Below are 15132 nucleotides of genomic sequence, written 5' to 3' on the forward strand. Positions count from 1 at the left end.
ATATTATTTCTCCTTTATTTAATATTTAGTCATCAAATGAATGAGGATATCCAAATCCTCCATGGAATGTGCATGTTTTTGCTGCACAAGTAGCTGCAAAATCTAGCGCCTCTTGCATATTTTTATTTTGAGTATAACTTGTCAAAAATCCTGCAATAAAACTATCTCCTGCACCCATTGTATCAATAACTTCTGTTTTCTTTATGCCCTGCTCAAATAGTTCACCATTTTTAGAAAATAACGCCCCTTTTCCTCCTAGGGTTACTCCAACTATATCAGTTCCTAGCAAGTGACATGTGTTTATAAGATCCTTTACTTCTTGCAATATCAAATCTGAACCTGAGAAAAATGCGAACCTCACATTTGGACATACTCCTTTTAAATACTCTACATCTCTATTATCGGAAAAATCAAATGAAATATTACAACAATCTTTAATTTTTACAAGTTCTGCTTCAATATTCGAATAACAACTTGTATGACATACATCAAAATCTGAAATATAATTTAAGTCCTCTGGTGTTAAACGTAATCTAACAATATGCTGCACAGTATTCTTAGGCCCACCAACAAATACTCTATCTCCCTCAGAGGTTAAATTTACTCTTGGTTGTCCACTTATTCCTATCACATGACGGGATTTTTCATAATTTATTCCCTCTTGATTAAGTGCCCACATCAAATGTTCAGCTTTTTTATCAGTTCCAAATATCCCAATATAAGAACATTCATCAAATCCATATCGTTTACAATTAACTACAACGTTTACAGCATTCCCACCTGGATAATATAGGTTTTGATCTAAATAGCAATCAACTACATTATCTCCTACAGCTATCATTTTCATATTACATACCCTCCAATTTAAATATTAACCTTTTACAGATCCGGCTGCCATACCTCTTATAAAATATTTTTGCATACATATAAATAATATAATTATAGGTAGTGCAGAAATAACCATACCTGCAAGTAACACTCCCCAATCCGTTTGAAGTGCATCTCTAAAATTCATAAGTCCTGAAGGAATAGTTTTTAAGTTGTCTGAATCTATAAATATAATTGAAAATAAAAATTCATTCCAAGAATAATATGATGTAAGTATTACACTTGTAAGTAAAATTGGTTTTGAAATAGGCATAAATATCCTCCAGTAAATCCCAAAAGCACTGCATCCATCTATTCTTGCTGATTCTTCTAATTCCTTTGGAATTGCAAGAAAAAATGATCTAATAAGTAATACCGTTAAAGGTAATCTAAATGCTATATAAGGAAGAATCATTGCAAAACGAGTATTATGAATTCCTAGTTTTTGCAAAAGAACATAAAGTGGAACTACACATACCTGTGGATTTAACATCATTCCACCCATACAAATTATAAGCGCTATACTCATACCTCTAAACCTATATCTACTAAGTCCATATGCACATAATGAAGCAATTATAACTACCCCAGTAACTGTTGAGATTGTAACTATTAAGCTGTTTAAAAAGTATTTTGATATTCCCTTGTCCCATGCAATTGCATAATTAGAGAATTTCCAAACTGAAGGTAACCCCCATACATTTCCATAAATCTCTTTATAGCTTTTTAAAGAAGACATTACCATCCAAAATAGTGGATAGGCAATGCATACAACACCAATCAAAAGAACTGCCAAAACTAAAGTTTCACCTATACCAAATTTGTTACGGCGATAAGAGGAAGCTTTATATCTAGGCATCTTAGGAATTTTATTTTCAGTGCTTAATTGTATATCACTATAAGAAGAAACTTTATGTTTATCCATCTCTATTCCTCCTTTCCCGTTCTAAATAATAACATTTGAACCACAGCAAGTGATGCTGTTATAACAAATATTAGTACAGCTAAAGTAGCAGCGTATCCCATTTTATCTTTAAAAAAGCCTGACTGATACATATGAACTGCAATAGTCATAGAGCTTGTTCCAGGTCCTCCACCCTTTGTCAAAATATACGGCTCATTAAATACCGTAAATGCACCTGTAATTGTGATTAAGCTAGTTACAAAAAACATTTCTTTAACTTGTGGTAAAGTTATGCTTATAAAACGTCTAATTTTTCCCGCTCCATCTATCTCTGCTGCTTCGTATAACTCCTCTGGTATCTTTTGAATTGCAACAATGAATAGCATCATAATGTATCCCAAACTTTGCCACTGAGATACTGCAATTACTGCATATGGTGCAGTAGAAGGTAAACCTAGCCAAGGTTTTGCTAAACTGTCCAGTCCTATAATTCTAAGAAAGCTATTTAATAGCCCTGTCTGAGGATTGTATATAAAACTAAAAAGCAAACAAATTACTGTCATCGAAATTATAACCGGTAAAAAGTATATAGTTCGAATAGCAGGTGAAATTTTTCTAAAAACCTTATCTTCCAATACTGCTGCCACTACCAAACCCAAACATACCTGCCAAATTACAGATATTATTGCATAACGTACATTATTTATTAATGCTGTCACCACAACTTTATCAGATAGTAGTGTTTTATAATTTTGCAGTCCAATCATTTTTCTTATAGGAGATAATGTTGAAAATTCTTCAAAACTATAAAGAATATTTTGAGCTAGCGGAATATATATAAACACTGCTAACATAATAATGCATGGAGCTATAAATAAATATGGAGCTAATACAACTTTTGATTTTTTCATTACCACCACTCCTAGCAAAATAGATTACTATAAACTTATATAACACAAGAGGGGAAGCCCCCTCTTCTTAAATTTGTAATATTATTTTAAATTATTTTGCAGATTTACGTTCTTCAGCAGCTGCTTTTTGTACATCCTTCATTACATCCTGTGGAGTCTTTTGTCCTGCTGCTATAGATTGACCTCCACGCATATAAGCATCAGCTACACTGATTTTTACTGCATTGTCAAGCCATGGAGTAGTTTCAGAAGAATTCATAATTAAATCAACAGCTTCTAAAATTTCCTTTGATGCATTATCAGCTGAAACAGCTCCTTTTATTGCTGTAACCTGTCCATCTAATTTTGTAAACTTAGTAGCATTCTCCTTGGAAATTATAAACTTTAAAAGTTTTTCAGCTGCTTCTGGATTTTTACTTACATTACTTAACATAAAACCTTCTGGTGCTCCAGTAAGTGCTTCTGGACTTCCCTTTCCATCAGCAAATGTTGGGAAGTTAAAGAACCCAAATTTGATATCTCCGTTATCTTGAACTTTTTTAATTTCTGCAAGCTGCATGTACATAACAGGAACCTCACCACTTGCAAACATGTTACGTGCAGTTTCATGGTCAATTGCAGTTGCTGTTGTTCCCATATATTTTGTTAATGTTTTAAAGTGTTCTAAAACTTTTACATATGCTGGATCGGTAAATTCTCCAGTTTTTGCATTATAATCCTTCTTAAGAACTGCTGGCTCAAGCATACGCTGATTCATTGTTCCTAAGTAATGCGCTATAGTCCAAGGATCTGTCAATCCTTCAATAATTGGGGCCTTATATCCAAGAGTTTTTAGTTTTTCTAGTAACGCTATAAGTTCATCAAATGTCTTAGGTACACTAAGTCCATTCTTTTCAAATACATCTTTATTGTAAAAGAATGCTTTCCCATCAATTGTAAGAGGCATTCCATAAAGCTTACCATCAAATGTAAATGCGCCCTTTTGGGAATCCATAACTTGGCTAGCCCATTCCTTATCCTTTTCAACCATATCATTAAGTGGCTTTACTTTTCCTGATGCTACAAGATTTTCAGCAAATGAATCTGACCAGGATACAAATACATCTGGAACATTATCTGATGATACAAGTACACGAATTTTTTCTTTGTATGAGTCATTTAAAACTGCATCTGTCTCAACTTTAATATCTGGATTTTGTTTTTCAAATTCAGCAACCAATTCTTTAAAATATGAATTTCTAGGTTCGTTAGGCCATCTATGGAAAAATTTGATTACAGTTTTACCATCAGATGACTTTGTTGGTTGACCGGCAGTATCCTTAGATCCACCACCACAGCCTACTAAAGACATCACCATTACAGAACTTAACGCTACCGCAAGAATACGCTTTAACATTTTTACCCCCCCAATTAATATCTTAATATATATTTAATTAATATATATCCTATTATCAATATTCCATTTTCCACATATATCTTCTAACAGATAACGGATGTCCTCTATGTTCTGCAATACGGTCTGCATATTGACGAAGAACAACTCCAACAACAAGTGGTGCAAAGTATCCACGAAGGTCTTCATCAATTCCTTCCATATCAAATGTTTCAGCATCGATAAGAGTTATCTTATCACTATATTTCTTGCAAAATGCATGTGCACGTTCATCAAGCGGACGAGTTTCATCTAATCCTTTAATTATAATAAATGGCACATCATAATCTGTAACTTCAAATGGTCCATGAAAATATTCTCCTGAATGAATTGCACTAGAATTTATCCACTGCATTTCCATAAGTAAACAAATGGCAAAGGAATAAGCTACCCCATAACAACCACCACTTGCCATAGTATATATGAGCTTTTCACGCTTAAGTTCACTTCCAAATTTATCTGCAGCTTCGTAGGTGCTTGTCTTATTTGATTCAAATACTCTGTGTAAATTGTTAATGGATTTTACTGCACGAGTATATTTTTCATTAGGATTAACTACATTAAGCATACTAAATATAAGATTATATAACATTCCATTATTTAATTCTGATGCATCTGCTTCTGTTCCCCAATCATAATGTATTGTATATTCAGCCGCCTTCCAAAGTGGCGAATCCACAAGATGTGAGAATGCTATTGTTATTGCACCTTTTTCACGTGCAAATTCAGCAGCTCTTACTGTTTCTGGTGTATTACCTGAATGTGAACAAAGAACTACAACTGAACCTTGTCCTAAGCCTTTTGGTGAACGATGTACAAACTCATTTGATGAATAAACCGCTGATGGAATCTCTGTTTCCCTGTCCATTATATACTGTGCAGGTTCAAATATCGCCTTTGATCCACCACAAGCTACAAAGTAAAAATTTTTAACACTAACACCTTTAACTGCCTCAATTGCAGTCTCTAATTGTTTTACATGTTCTGGTTTCATAATAAATTCCCCCTTAAAATTTTTCTAACATCCCCATGTTGTTATACATTATATTATGTTGTTATATGTTGTTATATTCTCTATATGATTATATTAACTTAAATTACATTAATTGTCAATGGAATTTACTGATAATTCTCTCATATTTTTATAATCATATTTCATTGTAAAATATGTCTTTACTAATAAATCTTTTTCCAATATGGCTTTCTATTATTAAATGTAGTTATATACTTGAATCCTACTTCTTCACAAAGTTTCAAAGCATCTATAATATTTTTACCTACATCGCTTTTATTGTGTGAATCTGAGCCAATAGTTATTATTTCCCCACCTAAACTTTTATATAATTTTATCACATCAAGACCTGGCATCGTTTCTTTAGGAGCTTGTCTTAGCCCTGATGTATTAATTTCAATCCCCTTTCCATTTTCAATAATTTTTTTTAGTATATCTACTAGAAAATCATAGTATTTTATTAGCGTTATTCTTTGTTTATAGTAATTTGTACTATATCTTTTTATTAAATCAAGATGACCTACACAATCAAACTTTCCACATACCACCATTTGATCTAACTGCTGAAGATACTCTAAACATAAGTTATCTAGTGTAATAGTTGTCAAATCTAATTTGCCAAGATCTATATTATTAATCATCTTATGAAGAGAACCTATAATATAATCATAGTTGAAAGAACCTATCAGTTCTTCTGATTCTTTTAAATTACGATGTGGCTGTCCCAATTCTAATCCTGCCTTTATTTCAATTTTCCCCTTAAAATTTTCCCTAACCTCTAATATTTGATTTTTATATTTTTCCAAGTCGTAATATTGGGATGCCCAGTCTTTCCTGTGCATTTCACAATGTTCCGTTATAGCTATTTCCTTTAATCCTTTGTTTATGGCACTTTCACAAACCTGAATAATTGAATCTTTACCATCAGGGGAAATACTTGTATGAATATGATAATCAATTAGATAATACATACTTTTTAATCATCCTTTCTCACTCTATAATAAATGCTTTTTTTACAGTTTAACTTTTCAATATAAAAAATGCACCCCTTTTGAGGTGCAAAAGCTGGTTACTGGCTATTAGCCTTCTGGTTACTCATATTTAAATCTCTAGTGCCTTTAGCCTGCACACTATTTACTGGTTTCTTTTTTAATCATTTCCCACACTTCATCAGTACTCTTTTCTTGTATGTTTTTATATGAATTTCCATCTAGTGATGAATCAAATTGGCAAATTGGAGAATACTCACAAAAGCCACAAGGGGTTGACTCCTTCTTCTTATAGGGTTTTATTGAAATATTTCCTTCAAGCATCTCTTCACATAGATTTACTATTGTCTTTTTCACATAGGCTCTTAATATATCAAATTCTTCTTTCGTAGCAAGAGACCCCATTACATTTTTATAAAATTCACCCTTACTACTTAAAGCCACAGGTAAGATATCTGAATATTTATCAATTTGTCTATCCATAGCCTTAATTATATCTACATCTTCAAGTAAGAGTCCGTTCATCTTTAGTCTTGAAAGTATTTTCTTTTCTATTTCTTCATAAGTTTCCTTACCTGTTCCCTTTACTATAGGATCGTCTATTTTAAAGTAAAGTACTCCTGCTGGCAATGTATTGTTCTTTATTTCTTCTTCTAAATCAGTTAAAAGTGCATCTAAATATACTAAAAGTTGAAGCTGCAAACCATAGTATACATCTATCAAGCTAAACTTTTTGTTTCCTGATTTATAATCTATTATCCTTATATATGTGCCTTCTTCTTCCTTCAATGTATCTAATCTATCAACTCTACCTATTAAATTTACTTTTTCTCCTGAATGAAGTTCTACAGAAATAGGTGGAAAATCTCCATTAAAATTAAATGAAAGCTCCGATCCTTGCGGCTTGAAATCCCCTCTTTTTATTTGCTCTCCAATTACTTCTAGAGTCCTTATAAGAATTTTTTTTACTCCTTGTGTCATATGCTCATATCTAGGAGAACTATTAAAAATTGCCCCTGGAGTACTTTGTATTTTTTCATCTACCAAATTTCCAATTGCTGTTTCATATAAACTTTTATCTGCATTTTCCCAGGACAAATTTTTTTCCCCTAAGTATTTAGTGAAATTATCTAATATTTCATGCATAAAACTTCCTAGGTCCGGTGAGGTAAGCTTATATATCTTTCTATCCTTTGCATTAAGCCCATACTTTACAAAATATGCAAAAGGACAAGATGCATACTTTTCTAGGCGTGACACACTTATACTCATATTATGTCCATAAAGTTTTCTAACCTTTTGGGTATCTAGTATTTCTGCATCATTACTATAACTAAATCCCTGCAGTATAGTATTTAACTTTCTATTCCACTTATCCCTATCTCTATACCACCTATATACGTCAAGCCAGACCTTACTTAAATTTATTTCTTCACTGCTTCCTCTAAGCTCTGATATAAGTTCGTTAAATGTAGCCTTTGGAGTACTAACCATTTCTATATCTTCCTCTTCAGTGTGCTTAGCTATTATATTGCTTTTTTCACAAAGCTGTGGAAATATCTTTTTCATTCTTGATATCACAATAGACGGTCTTAAGCTCTTTCCTTCTAGACTTGCTATAGGATAGCTTAATCTTAAATATTTGCTCATAATAGTTAAGGTAATGTAAGTTAAAAATTGCTCTTCAAAAGCTAAACTCTTTGTATCCTTTGCAAGTTCCAAGCCATTTTCCCTTAAGCTCTCCCTTTCTAAATCTGTAAGTATTCCTTCATCTGCTATGGCTCCTGGGAAAACTCCATCATTCACTCCAACAATATAAAGCGCTTTTATATCATGGCTTCTAATTCTTTGAACACTACTTACAAGAATTTGGTCAATAGCTGGAGGAATTAATCCAAGCTCATACTCCTCAAATCCACTTTTAAGAATTCTACCAAATACTTCACTATCTATTTTATCTTCATTTATGACTTCAGCAATTTGATCCATTATATCTACAATAGTATCCCATATTTGCCTATACTCATTTACCTTATCTAGTAAGTTTTCTTCCTTAAACACTTCTATTAAACCTTGAGTTTTTTCTTCAATATTAAGCTTCATTAAAAAGTTATATAAAGCATGACACATTTCTTTACCTGTTTTTTTACCCTTTATATTTTCATGAAATTCCATCAAAGGCTTAGTTATTTTATATCTTAGTTGATTTATCTTATTTAAGCTTTCCTGTTCTGCCTCGCTTATTTCATCCCCAGAAAAGCTATATTTTATTCGATAACTCCAAGGTTCTTCTGTAGTCCACTTCTTCCCACGTATTCCATTTGCTAAAACATAGTTCTCTATAAGATCTATATCTTTTCTTGAAATATCAGTAAGTCCAGTTTTTAGGTATCTAAAAACAGCTTCATAGCTCCATCTTTTAACCATAACTTCAATGGATGATAATATTAAAACTATAAGTGGATTACTAACTATTTCTCTTTTTTTATCTATGAAATAAGGAATGGAATGTTCATCAAAAATCGCCCTTATTAAATTTTCATATCCATCTAAATCACCTGTAACTACAGCTATGTCCTTAAATCTATATCCCCTATCCCTTACTAATTTAAGTATATCCCTTGCAGTATCTTCTATTTCAGAATACTTGTTTAATGCTTTGAACATGCATATATCCTTTGTATCTCCTTTAAAAATCCTATAAGGATATGCAAATATATTTTGCTCCATATGGCTTAATTCTTTACTTTCCTTAAATCTATAGCAAGGAGAACAATTTAATGATATTGGTTTATCAAAGGATATATTATTTCTTTCAGCTATCTTTAAAATCTTATCTTCAGTGCTCTTTGTAAGATAAAAAAGATCTAAGTTATCTATTGCTCTTGTTTCATTTAAGCTATTTGTAGCTAATGTAATATTTACTCTCTTAGCTTGATTCATTATTTTTTCAAGTATATTATATTGCTGAGGAGTGTAGTCAAAAAATTCATCTATCCAAACCTCTGCATTATAAAACAGCTTTGATTTATCTAATCTTTCTACAAGTAATGTTAAGTCATCTTCTGAATCTATATATTTTTTATGTAAGTTTTCTTCAAACTGAGAATATACAAGCGCTATATCTTCCATCTTCCACTGCAGGTTTTGGTCCTGAATTGCATCATGAGTTTCATATAAAATTTCCGGACTTATGTTATATCTCTTAAATTCAGTTATAAGCTCAGACATTGTACTAATAAAACCTTCTCTTATTGCAGCTTTATTAAAAATTTTAAGCCTATTGGCATGTTCTTGCATTATTTTATATATAAGCATACTTTTTCCTGATTCATTTATATGTTTATGAATTATTCCGCCTACTTCATTAAATACCACTTGAGCAAGTCTTTTAAAACTCAATACTCTTGCCCTTTCCATGGCATTTTCTCCTATATAGTGAATTAGGTTTTTTTCTGTTTGAAATGAAAATTGTTCTGGAACTAAAAGTATTAGAGGATGTTCTTCACTTTTTTTTAATTTCTTTTGTATATCTTCAAAACAATAATAGCTTTTGCCGCTGCCTGATCTTCCATATATAAACCTTAAACTCATTTTTATCACCCTTTGTTAATTTCATTATTAACTTAATTTTATAGTAATAATTTATTATATCATAGTTTTCAAATCTTAATTATTCCTTTACATATTTTAACCATAATCTTATTTATCCATAATTTTATGTTATGTTCTATACACAATACACTAAAAGTAAAAAGTCGGCCTAAAAGACCGACTTTTTACCTTAATTGTTAATTATTCTTCCCTTACTGCATTCCCTTGTTTTGTCTTGACTGCTCATTTAGTTTTTTAGTTTCTTGTATTGCAGGATCAGAAGTGCTATTTGTAAAGTTCCCTGTAGCATTGCTTGAAAAGCTTCCAATTGCGCTGTTATTCATATTATACTGAGCATATCCTTGTGCTCCACTGTTCTGCCTTGACTGCTGATTTAGTTGTCTTGCTTCTTCTATTGCAGACTGGGAAGTACTATTTGAAAAATTGCTAGTTGTACTACTTGTCATTCCACTGTTCATACTATTGGTCATACTAGTTGCAGCATATCCTGGTTTACCTTTATTTTGTCTTGATTGCTCATTTAATCTTTTAGTTTCTTCAATAAAGTTATTATCCATTTTTATTTCCCCTTTCAAAATTCATATTTTGTACTTTATTTTTCAGTACAAAATATATTCTCTCCTTTAATCCTCAATATATGATGAAACATTATGGGGCATATTGATTTCAATAACTTTAAAGTATAATGTAGGATGTAATTCCAAAACTTTAAGGCTTCATTATTGCCTTTTAAACATAATAATTTATATTTTAAATATCAAATAGATATAATCAAGTTATGTAATAATCTTATTTCTTCCTGTTACGGCTCTATATATTACAATACTAAAAATATAATGGACTTTCTACAAAAACAATAACCAATATATGTTAAATATTAGATATTATTTAAGAATATATGCCTTCTCAAATCCCTCTCTTACTGCATCCGCTATTTTTCTTGGAGCCACCGCATCACCTATTAGATATACCTTATTAAAATTATTTTTCATTTTTTCATACAATTCATTATCTGATTTAACTCCTATGGATATTACAACCTTATCTATATCTAATTCAACTTCTCTATTTTCTTTTAAACTTTGAAGCTTAATAGACTTTCCAACTATACTATTTAATTTATAATTTGTAAGTATTTCTACATTTGCTACAAATAAATGCTGCATTAAATCAATCTTATTAATAAGCCCACTACCAGTACCTATTTCTGAAAGCATTTCTATAAGATAAACTGCATTCCCTTGATTTGCTATAAACTCAGCTGTTTCACTTCCGGTCATTCCTCCGCCAATTACAGCTACAGCTTCTCCTTCAAAGGTAACCTTTCCACTTAATACATCTTCTGAAGTATATACATTTTCCCTATCTATTCCTTCTATATTAGGCATGAAAGGTATTGCACCAGTTGCTACAATTACAGCATAAGGATTTTCAGCCTTTACATTTTCTAATTTTACTTCTGTATTTAACCTTATCTCTATCCCTAAGTTTTCGAGCTCATTTCTTTGATAATCTATAAGCCAATGAAGTTTTTCCTTTCCCTCTGGCTTATGACCATATTTTATTTGTCCGCCAAGTTCACTGTCCTTTTCAAATAAAACCACCTTAAAGTTTCTTTCTGCCAAAATTCTTGCAGCTTCAAGTCCTCCAGGACCTCCACCAATTACAGCAACTTTTCTCCCATCTCCTGATTTTTCTAGGTTTTTGAATTCTAATTCACGTCCTGCTCTAGCATTTATAGCACATTCCATGTGATGCCCTACAAAAGCACTATCCACACAATGAAGGCAAGATATACACTTTCTTATATCATTCCCTCTTCCTTCCTGCGCTTTATTGCACCAATCAGCATCTGTAATATGGCTTCTTCCTATGGCTACAAAATCAGCTTTACCTTCTTTTAATACACTTTCTGCAAACTCTGGCTCTCTTATAACCCCTACTGCTATAACAGGTATATTTACAACCTTCTTTACTTCCTCTGCTAAATAAACTCTCCACCCTTGTTCATAGGTTATTGGCTCCATAACTGTTGGCAGGCTTTCATAATTACCACAACTGGCATTTATAGCATCTACACCTATACTTTCCATGTACTTTGCTATTTTAAGTCCCTCTTCTTCAGTTATTCCTCCTTCCATAAACTCATCTATGCTAAGTCTTATGGTTACAGGATAGTTTTCTCCACAGGTCTTTTTTATTCCTTTAACAATTTCTTCTGCAAATCTCATTCTATTTTCAAAACTTCCACCGTACTCATCAGTTCTTCTGTTTGTAAATGGACTTAAAAATTGACATATTAAATATCCATGGGCACCATGAAGCTCCACTCCATCAATTCCCGCCATTTTACATCTTAAAGCACCTGTTACAAATCTATTTATTAAATCCTTTATTTCTTCTATAGTTAAAGCTCTTGGAGTTTCTCCTGTAATCTTACTTGCTACAGCACTTGGAGCAACTACTTGTTTTCCGCCTGTAAGCATAGAATTTCCTACTCCACCTGCATGATGAAGCTGCATAAACACCTTTGTATCGTATTTATGCAAAGTATCTGCTAATCTTTGAAGCATTGGTATGAATTTATTATCATCTACCCTTGGGTGGCAAGAGCCAGCCTTACCTAGCAAGTATTCCACAGAAGTAACCTCAGTTATTATAAGTCCAACTCCGCCTTTTGCTCTTTCTTCAAAATATGCAATTTGGTGGTCTGTTATTTCTCCATCTGCTGAGGCAAGCATAGTCCCCATTGCCGGCATTATAACTCTATTCTTTAATTTAAGTTTACCTATGTTTCCTTCTTTAAATAAATATTCGTACTTCATGTTCAATTCCTCCCTAGTTAACTCAACACTATAAATTTAAAATCTCTATTTAATGAATACATCTTAATATTTACTCTATTAAATTAAGAAATGTTTTTTATTTTAATAATAATATTTCTTATCTATACTTTTCCAAAACCCTTTAATTGTTTGTGATAAGTTGTAATCTATTACCCTCGTATACGGAAACCATTCCTGTGGAAACAACCTTTGATAACTTGAAGTTACAAATCTTTCATCGATTAAAAGTATAAGCCCTTTGTCTTCTTCTGAACGAATAACTCTTCCTGCTGCTTGAAGTACTTTATTCATTCCTGGATAGGTATAAGAATAATCGTATCCCTTACCGTTTTCCTCATTAAAATAATCCATTATTATATCTCGTTCAAAGCATATTTGAGGAAGCCCTACTCCAACTATAACTGCTCCGAGTAGCCTATCTCCTTTAAGGTCTACCCCTTCTGAAAATATACCTCCAAGTACTGCAAATCCAACTAGTGTTTCCTCTGCATCTTCTTTAAACTCAAGTAAAAACTCTTCTCTATCTTCTTCGTTCATATCCGTGCTTTGAGCTGTGGTGTTTATTTCACTGTACTTTTCTTCAAATACCTCTTTTACATTTTGCATATAAGTATAGGATGGGAAAAACACCATATAGTTTCCTATCTTTCCTGATATAAAAGTATTTATATAATCTGCTATTTTTTCATAGCTTTTTTCTCTAACTTTATATTTAGTAGATATATTTGAGCTAACCATTATTGTCCTATTTTCCTTGTTAAAAGGAGATTCAAGCCTCATTTGATAATCCCCTTCACTTCCTCCTAATACTTCCTTAAAATAATCCATAGGAGTAAGTGTCGCAGAAAATAAGACACCTGCTCGACCCATGCTTAAAGAATCCTTAAGTAAGGTTGATGGATCCAAGCAAAATAGCTTTAGTTTTACATCTCCATCCTTTGACTTTTCCACATAAGTCACAAAACCTTTTCTATAATATTCACTTATCCTTAAGAAAGCCATAACCTCAAAATACAAATCTAAAACCTCATCATAGCCTTCCCTATTTTCATTTTCTTTAAGCCATTCTTCACCCTCTTTTATGAAACTCCTTAGGTAAGGATACATTTCATCTGGCTCCTCCTCTTGAAGATAATATCCGTTTTCATCACACTCCTCTCCAAGCTGTAATATTTCTCTATTTATACTGGCTAAAGCTTTATATATTTTACTGGTACCCTTTTTAATTAACTCCTTACCCTTATTAAACTTGCTTTTATATAACTCAGCAGAATACATCTCTCTCCCTCTATCCACTAAATTATGAGCTTCATCTATTAAAAATACATAATCAGTTTTTCCTGTATCAAAAAATCTTTTAAGATAAACTCTAGGGTCAAACACATAATTATAATCACACACAACGCAATCTGCCCACAGTGTTAAATCCAATGCAAATTCAAAGGGACACACTTTGTATTCTTCAGCATATTTGACTAGAGACTCTCTTGTAATTATATTTTCGTTTTTCAATACATCCATTAGTGCTTGATTTATCCTGTTATAATGTCCCTTTGCATATTCACACTGCTCTGGATTACAGCTAGAATCCTTGCAAAAACAAAGCTTTTCCTTTGCAGTTATAAATACAACTTTAAGTTTAAGGCCTTGTTCTACCATTTTATTAAATGCTTCTAGTGCTACAGTGGAGGTTATAGTTTTAGCTGTTAAATAAAAAATCTTAGAGGTTAACCCCTCCCTCATAGCCTTAACCGTTGGGAAAATAGTAGACATAGTTTTACCTATACCTGTAGGTGCATTTATAAATATGTTCTTTCCATCTCTTATAGTTCCATAAACAGAAACTGCCATTTCTCTTTGCCCTTTTCTATAATTTTTAAAAGGAAAATTTACAGTTCCTATACTTTCATCTCTTTCATCAAGCCACTTTTTATTAAAGTCTGCCCACATAAAGTATTTATCTATAATTTCATAAAAAAACTCTTCAAGTTCTTCAATGGTATAAGTTTCAGCTATTTCTTTTGTTTCTTCTGTATCAACACTTGCATAGGTTAATTGCACATTTATATATTGTAATTTCTGCTGCTTCGCATATATGTAGGCATAACATTTTGCCTGAGCAAAGTGCAAAGGATTATATTCTTCATCTATATCCTCTAAGGGCATGGTAGTACTTTTTATTTCATCAATTGTAATTTCTCCATTTACATTTATTATTCCATCTGCTCTACCTTCTAGTGTCATTGTTATATCTCTATAATCAAAGGTGTATTTCAGAAACACTTCTGGGGAATATTCTTTGCCCTTAGACCTTTGTATTCTTTGATGAATTTTAGTACCTTCTATTGCTCTTCCGCTTCCTGTGAATCCTGCATTCAAGTCACCAGAACGCAGGATAAATTCAACTAAATTTCTAACTGAAATCCTTATTTCTTTATTATTACTCATAAAATCAATCCTTCAAGTAGATATTTTTACTTGGTTTTTATAAATAATTATATCATATTAGTATTAAAAACTTAGATATCAATTGAATTATTCAACCAATTTAAAATA

10 protein-coding genes are annotated in these 15132 nt (G+C 32.0%); all 10 read right to left on the reverse strand.

Features of this window, described 5'->3' with window-relative positions; genetic code table 11:
- Positions 1–25: 25 nt before the first annotated feature.
- A complete protein-coding gene (locus JOC70_RS11805) occupies positions 26–847 on the reverse strand; it encodes a PfkB family carbohydrate kinase (protein WP_204599086.1) in 822 nt (273 codons plus the stop codon).
- A 24-nt stretch (positions 848–871) separates the two neighbouring features.
- Complete coding sequence (locus JOC70_RS11810; RefSeq protein WP_243429116.1) at positions 872–1792, reverse strand: carbohydrate ABC transporter permease; 921 nt, start codon at positions 1790–1792, stop codon at positions 872–874.
- A gap of 2 nt (positions 1793–1794) precedes the next feature.
- The gene (locus JOC70_RS11815) at positions 1795–2682 is read right to left on the reverse strand and encodes a carbohydrate ABC transporter permease (RefSeq protein ID WP_204599087.1); all 888 of its coding nucleotides are present in this window, start codon (positions 2680–2682) and stop codon (positions 1795–1797) included.
- A 91-nt stretch (positions 2683–2773) separates the two neighbouring features.
- Positions 2774–4078, reverse strand: a complete 1305-nt coding sequence (locus JOC70_RS11820) for an ABC transporter substrate-binding protein (RefSeq protein ID WP_204599088.1) — start codon at positions 4076–4078, stop codon at positions 2774–2776.
- Between the two features lie 55 nt (positions 4079–4133).
- On the reverse strand, positions 4134–5108 hold the full coding sequence (locus tag JOC70_RS11825; protein WP_204599089.1) for an SIS domain-containing protein: 975 nt from the start codon (positions 5106–5108) through the stop codon (positions 4134–4136).
- 182 nt (positions 5109–5290) lie between these two features.
- A complete protein-coding gene (locus JOC70_RS11830) occupies positions 5291–6097 on the reverse strand; it encodes a histidinol-phosphatase HisJ family protein (RefSeq protein WP_204599090.1) in 807 nt (268 codons plus the stop codon).
- A 159-nt stretch (positions 6098–6256) separates the two neighbouring features.
- A complete protein-coding gene (gene addB / locus JOC70_RS11835) occupies positions 6257–9709 on the reverse strand; it encodes a helicase-exonuclease AddAB subunit AddB (RefSeq protein WP_204599091.1) in 3453 nt (1150 codons plus the stop codon).
- A gap of 212 nt (positions 9710–9921) precedes the next feature.
- Entirely contained in the window at positions 9922–10287 is a 366-nt protein-coding gene (locus JOC70_RS11840; RefSeq protein ID WP_204599092.1) for a hypothetical protein, read from the reverse strand.
- A gap of 327 nt (positions 10288–10614) precedes the next feature.
- Positions 10615–12555: an NAD(P)/FAD-dependent oxidoreductase gene (locus tag JOC70_RS11845; RefSeq protein WP_204599093.1), complete on the reverse strand. Its 1941-nt coding sequence runs from the start codon at positions 12553–12555 to the stop codon at positions 10615–10617.
- Between the two features lie 102 nt (positions 12556–12657).
- Positions 12658–15024, reverse strand: coding sequence for an ATP-dependent DNA helicase (locus tag JOC70_RS11850; RefSeq protein ID WP_204599094.1), 2367 nt, complete (start codon positions 15022–15024; stop codon positions 12658–12660).
- Between the last annotated feature and the right edge of the window lie 108 nt (positions 15025–15132).

This window comes from Clostridium pascui (genome assembly GCF_016908015.1).
Lineage (GTDB): Bacteria > Bacillota > Clostridia > Clostridiales > Clostridiaceae > Clostridium_AK > Clostridium_AK pascui.

Excerpts from the sequence above, each read along its gene's own strand:
- JOC70_RS11805 (WP_204599086.1), bottom strand. The coding sequence starts at position 847 with ATGAAAATGATAGCTGTAGGAGATAATGTAGTTGATTGCTATTTAGAT.
- JOC70_RS11810 (WP_243429116.1), bottom strand. The coding sequence starts at position 1,792 with ATGGATAAACATAAAGTTTCTTCTTATAGTGATATACAATTAAGCACT.
- JOC70_RS11815 (WP_204599087.1), bottom strand. The coding sequence starts at position 2,682 with ATGAAAAAATCAAAAGTTGTATTAGCTCCATATTTATTTATAGCTCCA.
- JOC70_RS11820 (WP_204599088.1), bottom strand. The coding sequence starts at position 4,078 with ATGTTAAAGCGTATTCTTGCGGTAGCGTTAAGTTCTGTAATGGTGATG.
- JOC70_RS11825 (WP_204599089.1), bottom strand. The coding sequence starts at position 5,108 with ATGAAACCAGAACATGTAAAACAATTAGAGACTGCAATTGAGGCAGTT.
- JOC70_RS11830 (WP_204599090.1), bottom strand. The coding sequence starts at position 6,097 with ATGTATTATCTAATTGATTATCATATTCATACAAGTATTTCCCCTGAT.
- addB (WP_204599091.1), bottom strand. The coding sequence starts at position 9,709 with ATGAGTTTAAGGTTTATATATGGAAGATCAGGCAGCGGCAAAAGCTAT.
- JOC70_RS11840 (WP_204599092.1), bottom strand. The coding sequence starts at position 10,287 with ATGGATAATAACTTTATTGAAGAAACTAAAAGATTAAATGAGCAATCA.
- JOC70_RS11845 (WP_204599093.1), bottom strand. The coding sequence starts at position 12,555 with ATGAAGTACGAATATTTATTTAAAGAAGGAAACATAGGTAAACTTAAA.
- JOC70_RS11850 (WP_204599094.1), bottom strand. The coding sequence starts at position 15,024 with ATGAGTAATAATAAAGAAATAAGGATTTCAGTTAGAAATTTAGTTGAA.